General features: G+C 50.3%; 20 protein-coding genes. 10 read left to right on the top strand and 10 right to left on the bottom strand.

Annotation, left to right across the window (positions count from 1 at the left end):
* The first annotated feature begins 54 nt into the window (after window positions 1-54).
* Window positions 55-957, top strand: coding sequence for a hypothetical protein (locus ACZ50P_RS10720; protein ID WP_464120766.1), 903 nt, complete (start codon window positions 55-57; stop codon window positions 955-957).
* A 66-nt stretch (window positions 958-1,023) separates the two neighbouring features.
* Here the strand turns inward: ACZ50P_RS10720 and ACZ50P_RS10715 are convergent, their stop codons facing one another.
* The 3 genes from ACZ50P_RS10715 to ACZ50P_RS10705 form a co-directional block, all read right to left on the bottom strand.
* Window positions 1,024-1,749, bottom strand: a complete 726-nt coding sequence (locus ACZ50P_RS10715) for a rhomboid family intramembrane serine protease (protein WP_464120767.1) — start codon at window positions 1,747-1,749, stop codon at window positions 1,024-1,026.
* Window positions 1,750-1,805: 56 nt separating this feature from the next.
* On the bottom strand, window positions 1,806-2,195 hold the full coding sequence (locus ACZ50P_RS10710; RefSeq protein ID WP_464131053.1) for a hypothetical protein: 390 nt from the start codon (window positions 2,193-2,195) through the stop codon (window positions 1,806-1,808).
* Window positions 2,196-2,374: 179 nt separating this feature from the next.
* Complete coding sequence (locus tag ACZ50P_RS10705) at window positions 2,375-3,037, bottom strand: hypothetical protein (protein WP_464117199.1); 663 nt, start codon at window positions 3,035-3,037, stop codon at window positions 2,375-2,377.
* Between the two features lie 162 nt (window positions 3,038-3,199).
* Between ACZ50P_RS10705 and ACZ50P_RS10700 the strand changes: the two genes are divergently transcribed.
* Window positions 3,200-3,847: an HD-GYP domain-containing protein gene (locus ACZ50P_RS10700; RefSeq protein WP_347359184.1), complete on the top strand. Its 648-nt coding sequence runs from the start codon at window positions 3,200-3,202 to the stop codon at window positions 3,845-3,847.
* A 33-nt stretch (window positions 3,848-3,880) separates the two neighbouring features.
* Here ACZ50P_RS10700 and ACZ50P_RS10695 read toward each other — a convergent pair whose 3' ends face one another.
* Entirely contained in the window at window positions 3,881-4,681 is an 801-nt protein-coding gene (locus tag ACZ50P_RS10695; RefSeq protein WP_464117198.1) for a 2-oxoadipate dioxygenase/decarboxylase family protein, read from the bottom strand.
* A 131-nt stretch (window positions 4,682-4,812) separates the two neighbouring features.
* Between ACZ50P_RS10695 and ACZ50P_RS10690 the strand changes: the two genes are divergently transcribed.
* From ACZ50P_RS10690 to ACZ50P_RS10675, 4 genes are all read left to right on the top strand, one after another.
* Entirely contained in the window at window positions 4,813-5,829 is a 1,017-nt protein-coding gene (locus ACZ50P_RS10690; protein ID WP_464131051.1) for a DUF2817 domain-containing protein, read from the top strand.
* Window positions 5,816-6,556 carry an alpha/beta fold hydrolase gene (locus ACZ50P_RS10685; protein ID WP_464131049.1) on the top strand — a complete coding sequence of 247 codons (741 nt, stop codon included), beginning with the start codon at window positions 5,816-5,818 and terminating at the stop codon, window positions 6,554-6,556. The genes ACZ50P_RS10690 and ACZ50P_RS10685 overlap by 14 nt, the downstream gene beginning before the upstream one ends.
* Window positions 6,557-6,724: 168 nt before the next feature.
* On the top strand, window positions 6,725-8,158 hold the full coding sequence (locus ACZ50P_RS10680; protein WP_464131048.1) for a transposase: 1,434 nt from the start codon (window positions 6,725-6,727) through the stop codon (window positions 8,156-8,158).
* Window positions 8,148-11,171, top strand: a complete 3,024-nt coding sequence (locus tag ACZ50P_RS10675) for a hypothetical protein (RefSeq protein WP_464131046.1) — start codon at window positions 8,148-8,150, stop codon at window positions 11,169-11,171. The genes ACZ50P_RS10680 and ACZ50P_RS10675 overlap by 11 nt, the downstream gene beginning before the upstream one ends.
* A gap of 96 nt (window positions 11,172-11,267) precedes the next feature.
* Here ACZ50P_RS10675 and ACZ50P_RS10670 read toward each other — a convergent pair whose 3' ends face one another.
* From ACZ50P_RS10670 to rpmG, 3 genes are read right to left on the bottom strand one after another with little or no spacing between them, the layout of a single operon-like run.
* Window positions 11,268-11,900, bottom strand: a complete 633-nt coding sequence (locus tag ACZ50P_RS10670; RefSeq protein ID WP_464131045.1) for a hypothetical protein — start codon at window positions 11,898-11,900, stop codon at window positions 11,268-11,270.
* Window positions 11,882-12,418: a dCTP deaminase gene (gene dcd, locus ACZ50P_RS10665; protein ID WP_464117192.1), complete on the bottom strand. Its 537-nt coding sequence runs from the start codon at window positions 12,416-12,418 to the stop codon at window positions 11,882-11,884. Before dcd ends, ACZ50P_RS10670 begins: the two co-directional genes overlap by 19 nt.
* On the bottom strand, window positions 12,418-12,597 hold the full coding sequence (rpmG, locus tag ACZ50P_RS10660) for a 50S ribosomal protein L33 (RefSeq protein ID WP_011164830.1): 180 nt from the start codon (window positions 12,595-12,597) through the stop codon (window positions 12,418-12,420). The genes dcd and rpmG overlap by 1 nt, the downstream gene beginning before the upstream one ends.
* 137 nt (window positions 12,598-12,734) lie before the next feature.
* On the opposite strand from rpmG, the gene ACZ50P_RS10655 reads away from it, so the two are divergent.
* The 3 genes from ACZ50P_RS10655 (at window position 12,735) to ACZ50P_RS10645 (ending at window position 14,732) form a co-directional block, all read left to right on the top strand.
* On the top strand, window positions 12,735-13,613 hold the full coding sequence (locus tag ACZ50P_RS10655; protein ID WP_464131044.1) for a ChaN family lipoprotein: 879 nt from the start codon (window positions 12,735-12,737) through the stop codon (window positions 13,611-13,613).
* 61 nt (window positions 13,614-13,674) lie between these two features.
* Window positions 13,675-14,079 carry a response regulator gene (locus ACZ50P_RS10650; RefSeq protein WP_464117190.1) on the top strand — a complete coding sequence of 135 codons (405 nt, stop codon included), beginning with the start codon at window positions 13,675-13,677 and terminating at the stop codon, window positions 14,077-14,079.
* Window positions 14,080-14,162: 83 nt separating this feature from the next.
* Window positions 14,163-14,732, top strand: a complete 570-nt coding sequence (locus ACZ50P_RS10645) for a helix-turn-helix domain-containing protein (RefSeq protein ID WP_464131042.1) — start codon at window positions 14,163-14,165, stop codon at window positions 14,730-14,732.
* On the opposite strand, the gene ACZ50P_RS10640 is transcribed toward ACZ50P_RS10645, so the two are convergent.
* The 3 genes from ACZ50P_RS10640 to ACZ50P_RS10630 all read right to left on the bottom strand — a co-directional run bounded on the left by ACZ50P_RS10640 (window position 14,729) and on the right by ACZ50P_RS10630 (window position 19,595).
* Window positions 14,729-15,310 carry a superoxide dismutase gene (locus tag ACZ50P_RS10640; RefSeq protein ID WP_464131040.1) on the bottom strand — a complete coding sequence of 194 codons (582 nt, stop codon included), beginning with the start codon at window positions 15,308-15,310 and terminating at the stop codon, window positions 14,729-14,731. The two genes, ACZ50P_RS10645 and ACZ50P_RS10640, sit on opposite strands and share 4 nt — an antisense overlap.
* A 167-nt stretch (window positions 15,311-15,477) precedes the next feature.
* On the bottom strand, window positions 15,478-17,427 hold the full coding sequence (locus tag ACZ50P_RS10635) for an ATP-binding protein (RefSeq protein ID WP_464131038.1): 1,950 nt from the start codon (window positions 17,425-17,427) through the stop codon (window positions 15,478-15,480).
* The gene (locus ACZ50P_RS10630) at window positions 17,424-19,595 is read right to left on the bottom strand and encodes a FecR domain-containing protein (RefSeq protein WP_464131037.1); all 2,172 of its coding nucleotides are present in this window, start codon (window positions 19,593-19,595) and stop codon (window positions 17,424-17,426) included. The genes ACZ50P_RS10635 and ACZ50P_RS10630 overlap by 4 nt, the downstream gene beginning before the upstream one ends.
* Before the next feature lie 187 nt (window positions 19,596-19,782).
* On the opposite strand from ACZ50P_RS10630, the gene ACZ50P_RS10625 reads away from it, so the two are divergent.
* Window positions 19,783-21,543, top strand: coding sequence for a SpoIIE family protein phosphatase (locus ACZ50P_RS10625; RefSeq protein WP_464131035.1), 1,761 nt, complete (start codon window positions 19,783-19,785; stop codon window positions 21,541-21,543).
* The last annotated feature ends 2 nt before the right edge of the window (window positions 21,544-21,545 follow it).

The following is a 21,545-nucleotide window of genomic DNA, read 5'->3' as shown; positions in this document are numbered from 1 at the left end:
AAAAGACGATTTTTAAGGATCGCAATTTAAAAAACCTATAAGGGGGAAACCATCATGAAAAATGTTTTGCGTGGAATTCTAGCGACAGTTGTTGTTACTGGCTTTGCTGCCTGCGGTGGCGGTGGCGGCGGTGGTGGCGGCGGCGGCCAAGTGATCTACTACCCATACGAAACTGTGTACGGTGATGTGTGCCAGACTCAGGAGGCTTCTCCTGGTTGTACTTTCTTGAAGTCCAACGGTCAGCGTATCAAAGTTACTGACGACCCACACTACAACAGAGGTGGCTACGGTTCTGACGATCTTTGGTATGTAAAATTCGATTCCAACGGTCAGGCAGCTGTGTACGACGATTTGGGTCGTTTCCAGTACTATGCTAACGTAAGTGAATTTGCTGGTTATATCGGTGGTACAACTATCGGTGTCGGTACAACTGGTTTCTACTGGGAAGATATCTCCAACGGAACTTACTGGTTGGGTAAAAACGGCGTATTGTACAATGCAAACTCCGGTGAAGCTAACTACGGTCAAGCGATCAACGATAAAACTGCTTCTTCTGCTTCAGACACAAACTTCGCTGCTTTGAACTCTGATGCAAACAAAGAGCTTGTTAAAATGGCTTCTGATCGTTTGATGAAAGAATACGGCTTCAAGCAAGACAAAGCAGTTGCAGTTGCTTCTGCGTTGAACTCTTGGGCGGTAGCGGCTGCAGAGCGTGGCACTACTTCTGAAAAAGACATGGACAAGACTTTCAAAGCTGTCTTCGGTGTTCAGTTCTCTGACGCTTTGGCTGCTGCTAAAGATCTTTCCCTGGGTGACAAAGCAGGTATGCAAGATCTAACAAACAGATCTGCTGCGGCTTTGGGTTTGAAACCTCACCAGGCTCAAAAGTTCATGAAGGGCATGTACAAAAAAGCTCTTGCTAACTGGGGTTACGACGAATCCAGCTTCAACTGGTAATTGTCGGGCTTTTATAGCTTATATACTTAAAGAGGCTCCCTTGTCGGGGAGCCTCTTTTTTTTGCCCTAAAACGATGGGGGAACCGCTTCGGGGGGATTGTCTTCGGAGGGGGATTCCTCAACAACCTGCTCAATAATAAGAGCTTTCAGGAACGTCTTCCGGTTAACGGCGTAATAAATTCCGCCACTAAGTAATCCCAGAATAAATCCATAAAAATGGCACAGGTAACTGATAGTCGGATCAAAGGCCGAGGCGGGCATAAAGATCCCCAGAGCCACGCCCATCACCCGCAGAATCCTTTGGGTCAGGCTGCGCTGCTGGTCCAATAGCAGGTAGAGCACCAACCAGGCGCCACCCATCCAGTACACCACGCCGGAGATTCCAATCAGGCGGGTTTGTGGCTCATAGCTGAGCAATGTCAGTAGATTCGCAAGGCCTCCCACAGCTAAAGCGGCGATGGGGAATAACCACAAACTAAAGTAACCTGTCAGCAGATATCCCAGAACGAAGATTCCCAAAGCGTTCGAGGCTAAATGTCCTAGGTCCGCGTGAGCAAAAAGCGCCGACCAAAGGCGCCAGTATTCATGCTTTTGCAAGACCCCTTCGTTCGATGCAGCCATCAAAGACGAGACCCCACCAATATCCTTCCAGTAAGCCACAGCCGTGACGATAAGAATAAAGACGGACCAAGCGGCAATCAGACTGGCGCGAAAGCGGGGGCGGCGGCTAAGCCAGGTACGGCGAACCACAGAAAACGTGGTGGTTTCCGCCAAGGATGGAGTGGATTGCATAGAGGACCTCCGGCAACAAAGATGAGTCTTTTAGAGGCCCTGTCAAGATGCGTGGATTATTTGGAAACAAACACGTAAGGAGTCGTCACCAAAGCGTCCGGCAGTCCTTTTTTATCTCTGAATGTTTCAAAGGACACTTTGATTACCTGAACTTTCCCATCGGCATTTTTGCTGGTGATGGAAAGAGTGCATTCATCGGTGCCGTCATAGCTGTTGCCTGTGCAGTAAGTGGATGTCAGAGACGCCGAACCATCACTGGAAATCAGGGCTTCGGCTAGGACCGCAGAAAGCTTCTTTTCCACACTCCCAGAGTCACCCTGAACTTTGACCGACGTCGTGGCCGCCTGATTGAGCAAAACTTCCGTGGCTCTTTGCGAAGTTTCGCTCTGAGAGGCAAAACTGACGGAGGCACTGAGCAGGGCGAAGGTTGCAAAGATCGTTTTCATGGAGACTCCTTTTTTATTCCAAGCAATGACACTTATCCGATCAGCCTAAACATGCAAAGCGTGCCGATGGCTAAACTGAAAAGTAACATACTTTCAGTGTCCAGATTGTAGACAGGGAGCCTAAAAGGGTCGGGTAGAGACCAGGGGGTCTTGCGGAACCCTGGTCAGTTCTTAGATGCTTAGAAATAACCGATCAAGCCGGCTTGCAGGGAAAGTCCGGTCACCGTGATGTCAGAGCCCACTCCGCCGGATTTCTTCTGATAGATGTAGCCGCCATCCATGCGGAAGCCGACGTTGCTGCCTGTCGGGAACCATTTTACAAAAGGCCCGGCAAACACGGTCATCAGATCACTCTTGGCGCCGGATCCGTTGTCATACTGACCAAAAGATCCCATGCCTCCCAAGCCGTAGATGAAGATTTCGCCTGGAGTGTTGGAGATCATGTTATAATCCGCCCAGCCTCCCAGGGACAGAGTGGTCGCAGTCACACTGCCAGTGGCATCAGAGGCATAAGAGCCCAAAGGACCCACTTCATAGGAAGCGAAGTTCCAGCCAAAGCGTCCGGAGATGGAAAGATCTGTTTCATTGGAAGATCCAGCGGCATCGGACTTGGTGTTCATCAGGCTGAAGCTGACGGAGACCAGATATTTGCGCATGGACTGGCTCATGGTCGTGTCGCCAAATTCATCCGGCGCCAGCTCATAGACTTGGCCTGGCGCCAGACTGCCGCCAGAAAAATCAATTATAGCCTGGCTGCCTTTGACTTTACGAACTTTGATTTTTTGGGCGAAGGCCGAAGATGAAAAGGCCAATAGGGCACACAGAATGAAGAGCTTTTTCATGTTATCCTTTCCAAGATGATGTATCAGACTAAAGTCTTTCAATCCGCGCTGGGGCTGTCAACGAGAAGTTGTCTCAGGATGAGACCCTAACATTCCTTATGTTTAAGTATTCCTGTGTTTCGGCCGAATTAGAAACTGTAACAGGGGAACAAAGGGAGTGCCATGTCTTCTTCCTGGGGAAACATTCCGACTTGGGCCTATGATGCGGCTCAAGCATTGATGCAGTCTTTGAAGATTGTGGACCCGTTGACGTACGCGCATTGCTGCCGCGTGGGTGAGATGTCCCGCAAGCTGGCACGTGATGCCGGCCTGAATGAGTATCAACAAAAACTGGCGGAGTTTGCAGGTCTTTTCCATGATATTGGCAAGATTGGGGTTCCTCAGGAAATCATCGCCAAGCCGGGCAAATTGACGGATCAAGAGTATGAATTGATGAAGTGCCACCCGGTTTTGAGTGAAGAGATCATCAAGCCTCTGGCACAGCACGATTTCTTTGCAGAGATACTGCCGGGGATTCGTGGTCATCACGAACGTGTCGATGGACGTGGGTATCCGGATAAGAAAAACGGGGATGAGATTCCGCTGATTGCGCGGATCATTCTGGTCGTGGACACGTGTGATGCGATGTCTGAAACCAGAGCTTACCGCAAAGGTCTGCCGATGGAAGTGGTGTATGAGGAGCTTAAGCGCTGCTCGGGCACTCAGTTTGATCCGCAACTGGTGAAAATCTTTTTGCAAGCCCATGGGCACTGGAAAGATCAGGCGCCGGACCAGGACACACTTCAGTATCTGATTAAAAAAATCGCTTAAAAAAATGCCCTCGATCAGAGGGCATTTTTCTTTCTATTGTCTGTTCGTGCTTTCAAAGATCTTGTCAGCGGATTTGGCGACAAAGCCCTGATACAATTGGCCATTGGCCAGTGGATAACGTTTGGCGAACTCATAATAACATCCCGGGATGTTGTGAGTGCTGCCATCGTCAAATTTCACTGGAATTTCAGAGGCCATGGTGGAGCTTTGCTCCAGGAAGTCCTCGGGTGTTCCTTTGATTTCGCCACCGGATTTATTCAGAGTGTAACCTTTTTCCTGAACGAACTGGTTGAGCACTTTGATGTCATTGAACTTTTTTAGTTTGTTGATATTGACGGTGAAGTGGTTGGGGCGGAAACCATAGGCGGCCACCCAGCTGGCGTATTCACTTTCCTTCGCCAGCGCAGCGTAGACATCCCAGGTGATTTTCCATGGGCGACCGGCCATTGCGAAGGCCTCGCTTTCGATCAAAGAGTCCGGAACCTGATCCACCAGCTTGTTCACGGTTTCGCGCACGAATGGGGACACCTTTTCCAGTTCCAGCTCACTGATGAAGATTTTGGGATTGTCCATATTGGGGTGTTCGTAGTGTTTGGCATAAAGCTTCTTTTCCACGAACGTGTATTCACCCTTTTCAACATAACCCAGTTTTTTGAAGTGCTTTGCCAGGGATTCAATGCCCAGGCGGGGATGGTTGAAGGTGCGCAGAGCGATGTGGTCATTCAGCACAGTTTCACCCTCAGCGGTGAAAATGTCATAAATGCGTTTGGCAGCAGGGTTTAGTTCACAATAATCAACCCACATTTTTTGCAATAGGGTGTCCAGAGTCATCATAATTTTCTCTCCTGTATGCGTGAAGACTACTCCGCTTGGCAAAGAGGCGCAACGCCCCTTCAATGGCTGCGAGCGTTAAGCGTTGGAGGCCGGAAGATTATCACTAAGAATAGGGTTCCTGTGGAGTAAAAATGACAACGTTGCCTGAGATCCAACAAATTGAAAAAAAGATCGAAGCTTTGGGCTCCACCGGGAGGGCGGAAGTGCTGGCTTACAGTGAGCACGAGGATCTGCGCTTTCCCATCTACAAAGTCAGTTTTGGCAGTCAGGATCCCCAAGCGCCGGTATTGGGTTTTGTCGGCGGGGTGCATGGGTTAGAGCGCATCGGCGCCCAGGTGTGTGTCGCATTGATGAATTCTTTGGCGGAACTGGCCCAGTGGGATGTGACTCTTCAGCAGACGTTACAGAATATTCGTATTTTCTTTATTCCCACAGTCAATCCTGTCGGTATTCAGCGCAAGACCCGCTGCAATCCCAACGGCGTGGATCTGATGCGCAATGCGCCTGTGGAGGCGGACAATCCGCAGTTTCTTCTTGGGGGGCATCGCTTCAGCAACAAACTGCCCTGGTACCGGGGAGAGCTGGGGGCGCCGATGCAGCTGGAGGCCCAGGCTTTGGTGGATACCGTTCAAAAAGAAATCGCGCAAAGCCCCCTTGCGATCACTTTGGATTTGCACTCTGGTTTTGGTTTGCAGGATCGTTTGTGGTTCCCTTATGCCAAGACGGTGAAGCCGTATCCGGATCTGCACCTGTGTTATGCACTGAAAGAGCTTTTGGACCGCACTTATCCGCATCACTTTTATCGGGTCGAGCCTCAGGCGCAGAACTACACAACTCATGGAGATTTGTGGGACTACCTCTATGACAACCATTCGGGCCGGACACAGGGGCAGATCTATGTTCCACTGTGTCTGGAGATGGGGTCCTGGCTGTGGGTGAAAAAAAATCCGTGGCAGATATTCAGCGCCGAGGGGCCGTTCAATCCTCTGAAAGGGCATCGTCACAAACGGACTCTACGTCGGCACAACACTCTGATGGAGTTTTTGATTCGGGCCTTGAGTTCGCCTCAGGCTTGGGTCGGAAACGAGCCGCACAAGGTGCAGCAACTTGAACAGAAAGCAAAGGAGCTTTGGTATGGCGAACGGTAGAAACTGGCTTTTATTGCGCGGTCTTGCGCGTGGTGTGGGGCATTGGGGTTCGTTCGCAGAGACCATTCAGAAACACTTCCCGGAAGATCGTTTTGAGTTTCTGGATTTGCCGGGCAATGGTTCGCGCCACTTGGAAAGCAGTCCCCTGCGAATTGCCGATTATGTGAAGGATCTGCGTTCGCGTTGCAGCTATGTCAAAAATGGCCAGCCCTTTCAAATCCTTTCTGTGTCTTTAGGATCCATGATCACGGTGGAGTGGATGCGGGAATATCCGCATGAAGTAAAAAGAGCATTCTTGACCTGCACCAGTTCCGCGGGGCTGTCGCCGTTTTATCATCGTTTCTATCTGGCCAATGTGCCGCAGGGTCTGAAGCTTCTGGGAAAACTGGAGGATGCGGAACTGTGGGAAAAAACCGTGTTGGGCATGATCGTGAACAATCAGGAACGTCGCGAGGCGGAACTGCCTGCGATGATTGAGTACTCCAGAAAGTATCCGATGAATCCGACCAACGTGTTTCGTCAGTTGCTGGCGGCTTCGCAGTACCGCTTTCCCGCACAGCCTCCCGGAGAGGTGAAATTGCTGGGAAGTCATGGGGATCGTCTGGTGTCAGCCAAGTGCACCCTTAAGATCGCCGAACAGTGGGGCCTGAAGGCGCAGATGCACCCCTGGGCCGGGCATGATGTGCCGGTTGACGACCCGCAATGGCTGCTGGAGCAGTTGCTCTAAAAGACCTTTTTTATGGGGTCTTTTTCGGGGTAGATTTTTCAAACATATCGGGGTTTTTTTACCACCAAGTCCTCTATATTTGATTTGAGACATGTCAACGCGTGGTTCCGTTGACTCCAGAGGGCTTTTCTTATTTTCTATCCCCTAGACTTTTATCTAGAGGCGAATGTGAGAGTAAGGACCTATATTGCGGCGGCATTTTTAAGTACCGCGGCAGCCCCTAAGGCCATGGCCCAATCCACGAGCTTGAAATTACCTCAAGCCGCAGGGGTGAGCTCTATCCAAGCCCCATCGTCCAAGTCAAAACCAGCAACAGTTTATGGTCAGATCCGTATGGAAGGCATGCAGTACATGTCGGTGATACCGGAGGCGCCTCAGTTGACTTACAGTCAGCTTCTTTCGGCACGTCTGACCGGACTTAAAGAAACCTCCTGGGCTGATTTTGCCGGGGACTTTTCGGGCGGGACCTTCTTCAGCCGAGGACAGTCGCATATCGTCGTCTCGGAGGCTTACATCGCCTCCAAAGGTCAAAACTTCCGTGTCTTTGCCGGTCGTAAAAAGAAAGACTGGAGTGAGATGGATCGCCGCTGGCAGTTGGGTCTGTGGCAGCCGAAGTTTGCCATTGATGCTCTTCGTCCGGAAGAGCAGGGCCTGACGGGTTTCTTTGCTGACTATAACACCAGTGGCTGGGAAATTGTCGGCATGGCGACTCCGGTGTTCATCCCCAGCATGGGGCCGGACATCCGCGAAGAGGGCGGCGGTCTTGTTTCAGACAGCCGTTGGTATCGTGCCCCGTCACGCAATTACGACTTCAATAACAACATCAACACCATTCAGTACAAACTGGATATTCCCGAAGCTGCCAAACTTGCTGACAATGGTGGGGCGGCGATGATGGGACGACTTGGAAACAAGGAAAAGGGTCCCTGGGTTGTGCTCAGCGGGGGTTACCTGCCTGTGAATGAGCTTATCTTAAAGCGTAAGAACTTTAAGGCCGCTTCCGAGGAAAAAGTCGATGTGACGGTGTCTCCGGATGTCACTCATCATATTCTGAAATCCGTGGATGTCGGTTATACCTTGGGCCGCATGAAAGCTTCGCTGTCATATCTGGAAGATGATCCGGTGGAAAAACGTCCGGATCCGGAATGGTCTATTCAGAAATTGATGCCCATCAAAGCCTATTCAGCGGCATTTGATTTTTCTTTGTCCGATATTTTCACCAAGACGCTGGCCTTCCAGTTGGAGTACCTGAAAATTGAAGGTGGCGGAATTCAGGATATTCTTTCTGACGGAACGCCTGATGATTTTACGATGTTTGATGAACGTCTGAAGTTCACCAATGCGCTGTCAGTTCGCGTGGAAGGACAGCTTGCCAGCTTCTTCCGTCGTCCTTTTGTGACTCGTTTTAAATATTTGTATGACTATGATCAGAGGGGATCTTTGCTTAATACAGAGTTCCTTTATTATCCAAGTCAGAAGTGGGCTTTGGTCGTTGGAGGCGACGTTCTGGGGGTGCAGGATGAAAATCATGACCCGTCAGGTTTCCTCAATCAATACCGTGCGAACGACCGGTTCTACGGGGGCATGACTTATGTTTTCTAAAATTTCAGCGAACTTATCATCGGGTCTGACAAAGGCCCTTTTGCTTTTGAGTCTGACAGCAGGGCTTGCGGCCTGTGATTCAAAAGTCGGTGAAGAGCCTCCGCCGCCGGATGCTCAGGAGTTCGGCGGTACGCAGTGCTTAAGTGACGCCAAGCCGGTCGTGAAAGCATTCATTGTCGGCGATGCCAAAACCGGGGATCTTGAAACCACCTGGGACTGCATTGGCAGTGCAGTTGAAAAGTTCAAACGGTATGTGCGCGGACGCAATGCCGATCGCTATACTTCTCAGGAGCTGGCGACCTTCCTGGAAAGAAACTTCCTGGATCCGAAGGAAAAAATCACGATTTCCCCGGCTTTGCAGGTGGAATTCATGAAGCTGAAACAGGTCTTTCTGGGCGGCAGCCGGGACTATCTGACTCGCGCGGAGCTGGATAAAACCATTTCCTTGATTCGCAGCTTGCGTGAAATCACCGTGAATCTGAATCCGTACATGAAGGTCATCGCCTTGCGCTGGGAGGTTTCTGAAACCCCGAGTATGCAGCGGGATGTCCGTTACTTTGAAGAGGCCAATAAAGAAATTCAGGATGCGGCCCGCACGCTGGCTTCTTTGATCGAAAAAAATGGTCAAAGTTATTATCTGTCCGACTTTGTTGTTTTGATGCGCGAAATGTCCCAGCTCTTTGGTGAAACCTGGGAATTCCCGGAGGTGATCAGCAAGTACATGCCGATCATCAGGAAAGTGAAAAAGGCTCTTGCGGGCGGGGATGAAAACTCCATCACCCCCAATGAGTGGCGCCGCTTCAGTCTGCTGGGGGCCCGCGGATACGTGCAGTTCTTGCGTTATCACTATTTTATCAAGTCTGTTCCCGAGACGGGGACGGGGTATCGTCTTTCCTATCTGGCGCGCACGGTTGAGGACGTATTGTCTGTCTTCCAGGATCTGGTGGCAGAAAAGCCGGAAGGTGTGGTTTCTCGGGACGAGATTTTTGATCTTCTGAAAACCCTGGAAGTCGTGTGGCCGGAATTCAAAGTCTCCACCGGATTGGTCTTTGAGGGCATGAAGATCAAGCAGTTGTTCTTCGGGGGCAGTGTGGATTCCCTGACCACCACGGATTTTGAAACGGCCCGTCTGAAAGTCAGTCGTATCAAGACGCTGATTGAGCGTTTCATGCCTTATTATTCCATTTATGGGCGCGAGTGGGATCCGGAAATGTATGGTCCGGAAGAGTCACAGAAGCTTTACATGGAATCTCAGTTCGTTCTGGAAGCCACCGTGCGTGAGGCCGGGGTTTTGTTCGAAGGCTCCTATGACCTGAATGACCTGAATAATATCGTTCGAGAGATCGAACTTCTTTATCCTCCGAAAGAAGGCCGCGGCCTGACAGAGAAGGTGAAAGCCTATCTGCCGCTGGTCATAGATGCGAAAAACATCGTGCTGGGCGGGAATGATTCTTCTTTGCGCAAATCCAATTGGAGTGTTTTGCTGGGCTTTGCCGCGCGTGCGTATTCGGATTATCTGTATTACGACTACTTCCTGAAAGAGCAGTCGTTCCAACAGCCGGTCATTCTGAGTTATCTGTCCGTCTTTGCCAACCAAAGTCTGAACATCCTGCGTGATCTGTTGCTGGTGAAAAAAGAAAATCAGTTCAGTCATGCCGAGCTGAACAAGCTGGTCAAACACATGATCCGTCTGGAGCTGATCCCCAAAGCCATCAACGAGCAGTCGGCGGATCAGCTGGTGAAAGTGGTTTTGAACAACATCCTGAATCCACCCGAGATGCGCATATCAGGACAGTTGCCGAATGCTTTGACTGTGACCTCGGTTGAAGTGGCACGGCAGGAAATGCAGATCTGGCTTGATGCCGAACTGATGTTTGCACAAATGGCCGAGGGCTGGAAAGAAGACGAAGGCATTCGTGGCAAGGATTTACTGGATCAACTGAAGCGCACCAACCGGGCTCTGGATGCGTCCAATGGTCCGTTGCTGGCTGCGATGAAAGAGTTGCTGCTTTCGGTGGACAGCCCCGTGCCGATGACGACAAACGACAAGGGCTTTGTCATTATCTCTAACAAGTTTGAGCAGCTTTATACGCATAAGAGTTTGCGGGACCTGAATCGCAACCGAGCTGTGGCACGTCTGCTGATCCGGTCTTTTGCAACGGATTTAAAGCGAATTGAGACTTATCAGGGAGCAACTTTACAAGAGGTGGAAGGTGGGTTTAACAGCCTCAAGTCCATTTTTGTTGAGATGGGTCTTTTGGATCCTAAGAACGTGACTTTTGCTTCCTCACGTTTCCGGGAAGCCAATATTTTTGTGCCACATTCAGACGGCAACAGTTTGGCGTCTCAGGCCGAAATCACGGATCTGATCGGTATGATCTGGTCGGGTGTCAGCATCAACTCTGAGCTGCGTGAAGAGCTGGTGAGAGTCTGCTTTAAGCCCGGCGAGGTTGTGACAGATTCCAGCCGAGTGAATTTAAGTTGTGTGCGTAAAGCCTATAGAGCAGTGATGGCTGATATTATGTCAGCGACGCCAGAGTATGTGTCCTTCATGAAGAAGGCCAGCGCCGATGAGTGGGCTTATTATATGAATAACATCTTTATGGCTGCTGGCTATGTTCCGAATGATCAGAATATGGCGATGATGGGTGATATTGCCCTGACTCCGCATGTGATTCAGTATGTGGAAATGATCTTTGCGCGCTTTGACCGAAACAAAGACGCGATCATTTCAACCCAGGAAGCGATCAATGCCTTCCCGGCGTTCAAAGGTCTTTTGAGAGAGCTGGCAAAAGACCTTCTGGACAGTGGAACGTTAAAGGAAAAGGATCTGTTGGATGTGTTCACCTTCATCTTGCGCTATGGAAAGCCGCCAACGACGTTGACGGAAAAAGCGCGCTTCATGTTTAAGTGGAAGGGCAAACCGGAAAAATGGGATGTGTGGGCGGACCGTGTGCAGTTGGCTCAGATCCTGGGGTACATCGCTGAAGAAGTAGCAAGGTCGTCCAAGTGATGCCCAAGCCAAAAGCAGTAAGAGATTAGATTGATAGAAATAAAAAAAAAGGCCCCGGTGAATCACCGAGGCCTTTTTTTTAAGAGCGAAGTCTTATTAGTCCAGAACCTTGGAAGTTGAAACCTGAGCGGCTGTGACCGTCGCATTTTCCAGAATCAGACCATTGATAGTTCCACCAGCCAGGGCATTCGGCAAAGAGCCTGAAAGATCGGAGTTTGAATCGATATCGGCAGTTTCCGGGGAATAGATTGTCATATCCCGGCGCCATACATAGACGCGCGTTTTGGTGCCGACATTGTGGATATCAATCACGACATCCAAAGCTGTGGGGAAGAAAAAGCTGGTATTGCCACCAGTGACATCCAGAGTGGTCCCATTCACAGAAATTTTCACAGCAACACTGGCGCCGTTACGAATGAACTTCACTTGGACGCCAGAATTAGAAGGTAAAACAGTGCTATTGGAATACATCACCGCCGTGACAGTGCCTAAAGTGATATTATTCAAGGAGGCCTTCAGCGTCATGGAGCGACTGCTGAGGTTTGGAACCGTGCTGGTGAAAGTTATGGAGCCCGTGCCATTGACGGTGTTGGAGTCGGCCTGCGAGAAAGAGCCGCCTGTGACCGTGTAGCTATCAAGGCCAGAAATAGATTCAACTTCGCCAGGCGCACAGCCTGCCGAAGCCAAAACAACAAGTATGAACAGAGACTTTAGAATTGATTTTTCCACATCATGGACTCTACCGGTATCGGCTGTTTAGAGTTATACTTCGCGGAAGGTTTGACATTATAAGGAGTTAAAATGTCACCCTTCACTTCAAAGTATATCAACTGACCGATAGGCATTCCAGTATAAACACGCACAGGCTGTTTTACGGAAATTTCCAGAGTCCAATAGTTGCAGAAGCCGACATCGCCTTTGCCTGCAGTGGCATGGATGTCGATTCCAAGACGACCAACGCTCGATTTACCTTCCAGGAATGGGACATGTTTCAGAGTCTCAGTGTACTCTAAAGTCACGCCCAAATAGAGAGTGTCCGGCATAAGCACGAAACCCTCTTCCGGGATTTCAAAGGTACGAATTTGGTTATGCTTCTTTGCGTCCAGCACCTTGTCTTCGTACACGGCCAGGGTTTTACCAAGGTGAACATCATAAGAGTTCGTACCCAGGCACTCCCTGCGGAAAGGCTCAACCTTGATTGAACCTTGTTCCATGCACTCGAGAATCTGCTGATCCGTAAGAATCATTACTTAGTTTCTCTGTGAACTGTGTGACGCTTAAGATTCGGATTGTATTTCTTCTTCTCAAGACGGCTTGGAGTCTTAGTTTTGTTTTTAGTAGTAGTGTAACGAGAAACAGGTTTGCCTTCAGCACGAGCTTCAGTGCACTCAAGAGTTACGATGATTCTTCCTGTCTTTTTAGCCATTGCGGTACCCCTTAAATTGAACCGTTTGTATTGCCATGCGTTGTGTAGAAAAAATGACAATACCTTTTCAAAGGGGCTCAAGGTATCAAAGGAAAAAGGAAACTTCAACAGGCAATTTCGTGTCTAGGAGGAGAATCGTGAAGGGTTTTGGACTTTTTTTTAGTTCTTTGCTCATGTTGGCCTGCGCTCATGCTCAAACAAGTGGCATTTTGACCGGAAACAGCCTTCAGCCGGTGTCTTTAACCCAGGCCGTTCAAAATGTCAGACCAGGTTCTATCGTGGTCATCGGGGAAAATCACGGATTCAAAGAACATCAGGCTCAGCAGGTTGCCATAATGCAGGCGCTTCGGGACCAGGGCTTGGTGGTTTCCGTCGGGATGGAATTTTTTACATATACAGATCAGCCGCTGGTGCAGGCTTACCGCCAGGGGGCTTTGTCCGAGCCCGAGTTTCTTCAGCAGATCAAATGGGGCGGTCTGTCCTATGATTTCTATCGTGATCAGGCCCTGTTCCCGGATCTGAGCGAAGGGGCGGCCACGGTGGCCCTCAATGCCGCCCGGTCGCTGACGGGCAAAGTGTCCAAACAGGGACTGGCGGCCCTGACTCCGGAAGATAAGGCGTTGCTGCCGCCGCAGTTTTCTTTGGGGCGTGAATCCTACAAGCGTCGCTTTCTTTCCATGATGCCGCACCTGCCAAGCCCTGAAGCGGGGGAGCGCTACTTTGCAGCGCAGTCCATTTGGGACGACACCATGGCATGGCAAGCGACGGACTTCCTAAGATCTCATCCAGATCAGGTGCTCGTGATTGTGGTCGGAGACTTCCATGTGCAGTTTGGCGGCGGATTGCCGGACCGTCTGCGCGTGCGCGGGGGTGAGTTCCCGGTCCTGACCTTCTCGCAGGTCAATACTCTGGGCTTGAGCGAATCTGAAATTGCCAAAGAAGTGGCGCCATCTGAAACCGACGGACCACGTGCGGATTTCCTGTGGTTGGCCCCAGCAGAAAGTCCAGGCTTGTAAAGAATCTTTGAGATTCACACCAGGTTTTCTAGAATAGGGGGATGTAGAGGAGACTCCATCTATGTTCCCCTTCGAAACGCGCATCCTGGTTATCGACGACATGCCTTCTATCCGTGATCTGGTGAAGAACACGCTGAAAGCCATGGGCTATAAGAATATTCAGGAGGCGGAAGACGGCGAGCAGGGACTGAAAGTTCTTCTGCAAAACAACTCTGCCGGAAGTCCGATCCAACTGGTGATTTCGGACTGGAACATGCCCAAGATGAAAGGGTTGGAACTTTTAAAACAAGTTCGCGCCACGGCGGAATTTGCCAATTTGCCTTTTGTTCTTCTGACATCCGAATCCGAACGCGATCAGGTGACCGAAGCCGTTTTGGCAGGAGTTTCCCAGTATATCGTCAAACCGTTCTCGGCGAAAATCTTTGAAGACAAACTCAAAGGTGCCTACACCAAACACAATAAATAAAGTCAGGGTTCGCATTTATTTTCAGCTTCAGCCAGGTGTTTAACGCTGTTGCGTTGCCATGGCTAAGTCCGTACCATGGATGCATGACTGTTTCCTATGACGTTTTGGCAAAAAATCTGGCGGCGCAAACCACGGAGCTTCGCAAAAAGAGGGGCCTGACTCAGGCCGCTCTCGCCAAGCTGGCCGGGATTCCGCGTTCGACGTTGGCGAATATGGAAAGTGGCATGGGCAATCCTTCGCTGGTGAATTTGGCCAGCGTCTGCGCGGCACTGCAGGTGTCTTTTGAAGAACTGCTGGCCACGCCGCGCTCACAGACCCAATTGATTCCAAAAAATGAAATTCCCGCGACTAAAAAGGCCAAGGGCAATGTCCTGGTCTATAAGCTTTTGCCAGACCCTATTCCCGGGATGGCGATAGATCGTATGGAGTTTGAAGTGGGCGCACGTCTTGGTGGGGTGCCTCACTCTGCTGGGACGAAAGAGTATCTGCATTGTGTGCAGGGCGAGTTGACCGTGGTGGTCAGTGGCGAAAGTTTTACTTTGAAGGCCGGTGATGTTCTGGCCTTCCCCGGCGATTCCGCCCACAACTATGTCAATACCGGCTCAGGCCGTGCGATCGGCCTGAGCGTGGTGACGTTGACACCGAAGCTTTAGGCGCGGAAGTTCTTTTCCACAAAAGACCAGTTCACGATCTTCCAGAATGCAGCCAGGAAGTTTGGACGGCTGTTGCGATAATCAATATAGTAAGCGTGTTCCCACACATCACAAGTTAGCAGAGCGGTGTGACCTTTGGTCATCGGAGTTTCCGCATTGCTGGTGCTGAGAATTTCAAGTTTGCCGGAAGAATTTTTCACCAGCCAGCCCCACCCAGAGCCGAACTGTTTGATCGAGGCCTCAGCGAAAAGTTCTTTGAATTTTTCGACAGAGCCAAAATCGCGGATCAGGGCCGCAGCCAATTCACCTGTGGGTTCGCCGCCGCCTTGCGGTGACAGGCAGTTCCAAAAGAACGTGTGGTTCCAGATTTGCGCGGCATTGTTAAAGATTCCGCCCGAGCTCGTCATGATGATTTCTTCCAGGGATTTTCCTTCAAACTCAGTTCCAGGAACAAGTTTGTTCAGATTGTCCACGTAGGTTTTGTGATGTTTTCCATGGTGGTATTCCAAGGTCTCTGCCGACATGTGGGGAACTAAAGCATCTTGGGCGTAAGGAAGGGGAGGAAGTTGAAAGGACATAAGGGTCTCCTTGGTTGTTCAGGTTGAAATTCCACCATCAGGATAGGGGCAGAGTCTGGCGCAGGGAAGACACTGGTTCTTCTATTGGCAAAAGGACGATATATTGGCATAAATGACCATTAATAGTCACTCAGGCTCGCTGCGGCAGGGTGGATGGACCACCCCTTTTAGGCTGCGGGTTTAATGGATTTTTCTTTATGGAATTCGGTGATGTACGGCACTTCCACGAACAGGGTGCTGCCCTGGCCAAGGACGGATTCCACCCAGACACGGCCTTGCAGATCCTCGGCCGCGTTTTTAATGGCATCCATACCCACGCCACGGCCCGAAATGTCGGTGACCTGGTCGCGTGTTGAAAACTGGCTGTCAAAGATATGCTGGATCACTTCCTGATCGGTTTCTTTGGCGACATCCACACCGCGCTGGATGAGCTTTTCACGAATGCGCTCTGGATTGATGCCACCGCCATCATCTTTGATTTGCACCAGCAGATAAGTTCCCTGGGTGTTGTGGGCCAGGTTGAATGTCACTTCCACATGCCCTTCGGCAGGTTTTCCCTGATCCACACGCAGATCCGGCAATTCGATCCCGTGATCAACGGCATTGCGGAAGGCATGCACGAAAGTGGCAAACAGGCTGCTGTAGATTTCCGGGATCACCATGATATTTCCATTGGTGATTTTCAAAGGCGCTACCATCTTGTCAATCTGGCCTGCCACGTGAGTCATCACATCGCCGTAAGGTTCGATGAAACGCGCCACGGGTTCCATCGCCAGCTCCAAGAGAAGTTCCTGGGCAACCACGCCGCCGCCAGGAAGGCTTCCCACCTTGCGGGCAATGTGATTGAGCTTGCTGATGGCCACTTCGATCTGGCGCTCGTCCGGCATGCCGGAACTTCCCAGGATCTCTTTTGTTTGATTCAGGAACTTTTCAAAATATTCGTCGACCTCAAAGCACTTGCCGCGCAGAGCGATAAAGCCCGGGTGGGTCCAGCACTCGTTCAGCTCAGCCAAGAGTCCTTCGGCCTGATGGCAGGCTTCAGCGACATCTTTGATTGAGAACAAGGAGGCGCCACCTTTTAGGGTGTGCAGGTTGCGGAAAAGCTCTTCCGTGTTGTAGGGGCCGTCGTCTTTGCTGACTTCCTCGCGCACTTGCAGCAACAGACCCTGCGCTTCCTGAATAAAGCGGTGGATTTCACGCTTGGACTTGATCATGTGAATGATAAGCTTTGCGTGTTCCTTTTCGCGTTCGGCCTGCTTTTGGGCCTCGACCAGTGATGTGATATCAGAAGCCACCACAACCACACCTTCCATTGCGCCCTCATTGTTGCGCAAAGGATGGTATTCCAAAGAGATATTGCGCTCTTTGCTGTGCGGGTAGGTCACAGGTCCCAGACAGGAAAGGTCTTCAAAAGGCAGCATTTCCATAAACAGGGTCTGCATCCATTTTTTGAAGCCTTCGACTTTATTTTCCGGAAGTTTCAAAACGTCCCAGATCAATTGACCGTCTGGCTTGCATTCCACCGTGGCCTCACAGGCTTTGGAGGACACATCCAGAATCTTTCCTTCGGCATTGAAGATAAAGAAACCTTGTCCAAGGCTGTCCAGCAGGGCGGACATGGTCTGATTCAAACGTGACAGTTCGCGGGTGCGATCCGCGACCATCTGCTCCAGGTTTTTACTGTAATCTTCAAGTTGGGCCTTGGCATCTTCCAGGGCTTTGATGACGTCTTCTTTTTGTTCCAGCTCGGCTCTGTATTTCTTTTGCAGACGTTCTTCCAACGTCACGTCGCGCACAAAGACAATCCAGTTTTTATCACCCATGGAATCAAAGATGGGCTGCAGGGTGATTTGCACTTTGCCTTCGTCCGCATGCAGGGCTTTGAAGGTGACTTCTTTATAAGGAGTGGCATCACAAACAGCGATCAAATTGTCCAGCGCCTCAATGGGTTCACCAAACTGGAACAGTTCGTTGAATTTCATTCCTCTGGTGATCTTGCGAATGGACAAGCCTGCCACGATGGCGGCGGTTTCATTGCAATAGACAACCTTTTGTTCTGCATTAAGAACAAAGACAGGTTCCAAAAGGGTGTCGAAAAGAGAGTATTGAATCTTCATTTTACGAACGTCTCATTTTTCTGGTGATAAAGGGTGAATTCACGTTTTTCCGCCCACTCCGAAAGCTCAACATCACCTTTGGCTTCAGCGCGGACGCGCCAGTAGATTTTCCCAAGAGGAACTTTTTCCTTAATCAAATATCTGTTGCCCGCCAGGGACTTGGAGATCAGCGTGCGCGAGAAGTCCGGCTTGTCAGAAATTTCGATGCGATAGGATGTTGCACCTTCGACCTTTTTCCATTCCAGCCAGATGAATGGTTCCATCTCTGTTTGCAGGAAGATTGAAGCGTTGTTGAAAGGCTCCATCAGGGCCGGAGCTGTCAATGGGGTGCGGAAGGTGTAAAGAACTTCCTGCACATTTGAAAACTCCGTCAAAGGTTTATTGGACTCATCCAATGCCTGCACACGCACGGCATAGTTGCCCGGATCGTTCAGAACCAAAGAGCCGGAACTTGTGGAGTATTCCATTTGTTGTGGGTGAGAGAAGTCCTTCGACTTGTCCACCTGAACCAGATAGGACTTGGCAAAGGGAACTTCGCTCCAGCTAATGGGTGTTTCTTTCGGCCCCGGAGCCTGGCCCACGGCGCTGATTGTTTTTAACGGATTCAATGTCAAACCGCCGACACTGACGTCGATGGTGCCCACTTCGCTGGGTTCACTGACCAGGCCATTGAGTCCCTTGGCAAAGACACGATAGAAGTGTTTGCCGGGTTTGAATTGGGACCACGCCACCTGATTTTGTGTCACTTCGTATTTTTCCGGCTCTGCAAAGCTGACATCTTTGGCGATTTGCAATTGATACGCTTTCACCTGAAGGACCGGTTTCCATGCAAGCTTCGGAGCCTCTGGGGAAGCCGGGTTGCGGTCTTTTGCGGATGGAGCCTTGAATTCCACTTTCTTGGTGACCAACACGGGGCGATTCGGACGCTCTTCTTTATGGGCGGCCAGATTCAAAGTGAAGGAGACGGGTTCAGACCACGGCGATATGTTTTTGTTTTCGGTTTGGCCTTGCACGCGCACCCAGTAAGTGCCGCTGGAAAGGCGTGGAGTCAGAGCCGCCAACGAGTCGGTTTGTCCTTCTTTTAGGATGGTTTGGAACTCGGCGTCCTGAGCGATCTGCCAGGTGAAGCTTTTAAGTTGAGAAGGCGCCTTCCATTGAACTTCAGTGGTGGTGGCCAGCTCTTCCTTCGGTTTTACTTTCAGTTCCAGATTGATCTGGGCGGCTTGCAGGGGTGTCGTGATTTCCGGACCTGTCAGGTGAGAGATGTTCATTCTTTGGGCGGCAGAAGTGACACCCACTTCGCCATTGCGATCAAAAGTTTTAACACGCCAGAAATAGGGGCCAGGCTGCAGAGGGTCCGTAACGGCCGCGCGCTGCTCACTGGTGGTTTTGGAAAGGGCCACCGTGCTGAAGTCCTCGCTTGGAGAAATTTCAAGTTCATAGCGGGCGATATCGCCTTTGCCAGACCATTCAAATGGCAGGGGATCATCAGGGTTGATGCGCAGCCAATTGATATTGTCGGCGGTTTTCAGAAGCAACTGCGGCTTTTCCACAGTTTTGATTTCGCCATCTTTTTTGACTGCGACGACGGCATTTTTCGGAAGCTCTTTAACAGTCTGTTTTTTCTGGTCGATGTATTTCACGTCACCAGAAATAAGTTTCAAATCCACCGTGCCGCTGTGGGCTTTGTTGAAGCGAATCTTTGGTTTTTCCTGCGTGTTTGTGGGCGCACTTTCGAGTTTAAATTCTTCCTTGCCGGACGTGATCGTCAAAGAGGCCCCTTGAGCCAGTTCCCCGGTCAGGTTACCGTAGCGCAGATCCAGATTCATTTGACCGTTTTTCAGATTCAGGGTGATCAATGAATTGGGCTCGATGCGGATTTGCGTGCCATCCTGAAGTTGAATGGTCGCTTCCGAACGATCACCGGTGAAGATGGAGTCATTCTGATAGACGCTGTCTTGTCGCGATGCCGGAAGCCAGCTGAAGGTGTCCAGATTTTTACGGCGCACATCGTTCTGGGAGACAGCCACGGAACCAATCAGTTCCAGCGCGCTGTTGTTGGCTTTTGGGAATAGCAAAGAGTCATCGTACAAGAAGTACGAGAAGACCATGAGCACAAGCAGTGCTCCGGTGAAGATCATCTTTTCAGTTCGTCCAAAACGCGACATAAGACTCCTGCTCAAAGCTTATCGGTTGGAAAAGACAAGAGATTTACAGACCTTAGGCTAAGTTATATGAGAATTTGTTTTCGGGTTCCTTGTGAATGGGCATAATGAACTTGTGAAAAAACGTGGATTATCAATAAGATACAAAATTCTTTTGCTCCTCACTTCACTGCCTTTGATTACACTGACTGTGTATTTAATCCTGGCGCTGCGAATCTTTGAAGAAGACAAAATCGCATACGTCTTTGATTCTTCCAGCAGAATGTCAGGAACCATGGCGGCTCAAATCAAGACACAGCTCAACAGCGTTCTGGGGACGACCAAGCCGATCTTTCAGGATTATCTAAGTCAGCAGAAGTTTTCTTCAGTCGGCGAATCCATTTTTCAGAACGAGTTTAATCTGGAGTCCATCGTCGTATTTAAGCCTTCGGCAACAGGAGCTTACGAGCAGTCCGCGATTTTAGAGAAGGTTCCGGGGCAAACGGCCGGTGTCCTGGCTCAGTTGCAGAATCAGATGAGTTCTTACTTTGCCGAGGTGGAGGCCACGCGCCGGGTGGTGAAGGTGCCGTTCAGTGATGATCGTGTTTTCATCATGGAAAAAGTCAGCGATGAAAGTAACACCCGTAATACAGTCTTTCTGGTGATTGTAAAAATGAGTGAGGCGGCTGAGATGTTCCGTGCAGCGATGTCTCAGAAACTATATTTAATCTCCACGGATGGGACTATACTCTTCGGACCGGATGGGACTCCGGGACAGAAACTGCAAAGCACCGTGAATCCGCAGTTTTTGACCAACACCAATCAGCAAATCGCTCAAGGGGCAGAAACCGATCGCGGGGTGGATGGCAAGGAATTGCTGGTGTCGTTTTCGCGTGCGGGATTTGGTGATCTGATCGTTGTGACGACCGTGGAAAAAGAAAAAGCTTTGGGGGCGGTTCAGATTCTGATCAGAAAGTCTTTGATCTTCTTTGGCATCCTGATTTCTGTGACGGTGATCTTGAGTCTGTTTGCCTCCAGTGGTCTGACTCAGGCCCTGACACAGTTATTTGATGCGACCCAAAAAGTGGCGGAAGGGGACTTCAACATCCGCGTCGATGTGAAGTCCAGTGATGAGGTTGGAAGTCTTGCAGATAATTTTAACATCATGGCGGCGGAAGTTTCGCGCCTGCTGGATCAGACCGCGGAAAAAGCGCGTATGGAATCCGAACTGCAAACGGCCAAAACCGTTCAGGAGACGCTGTTCCCTGAAACTCAGGCCAAGATCGGCCCTCTGGCCATTGCGGGTTACTATGAGCCTGCCAGTGAGTGTGGTGGGGACTGGTGGCATTACTGTCAGATCGGCAACAAGATCTTCCTGTGGATCGGGGATGCGACAGGGCACGGGGCGCCAGCTGCATTGATCACCAGTGCGGCGAAATCAGCTTCGACGATCATTGAAAGACTCAATATCACTCCGGCCAAGGCGCTGGAGCTTTTGAATCGTTCCATTTATGATGTTTCCAAGGGCCGCATCATGATGACCTTCTTCCTGGCGTCGTTTGATCTGGAAACCGGTGAGCTATCGTACTGCAATGCTTCGCATGAGGCTCCGTTCCTGATGAAAAAAGGTGAGGGGCCCTTGAAGAAAAAAGATCTGATTCCTTTGAATGAAGTGAATAATCCCAGATTGGGTCAGGCTCGGGACTCTGTTTATGAGCAGACAACCATTCAAGTTGAAACAGGGGATCTTGTGTTCTTCTATACTGATGGAATTCCTGATATACAGGACCCAGCCAAGGCGGCTTGGGGAGAGCGTGAATTTATCAAAGCTCTGATTGCGGCAAACAAGGATTTCCCTGGGGTGAACGACTCGGTCCAAAGATTTGCGCAAAGTTTCCAAGCCCATCGTCAAGGCGCGCCCTTAATCGATGACGTCACGTTTTTTGTAGTTAAAAATGAAGGTCTTAGTTAAAA

The sequence above is a fragment of the Bdellovibrio sp. CKG001 genome, assembly GCF_055397465.1.
The sequence above is the reverse complement of the archived record's forward strand: the minus strand, read 5'-3'. Positions and strand labels throughout refer to the sequence as shown.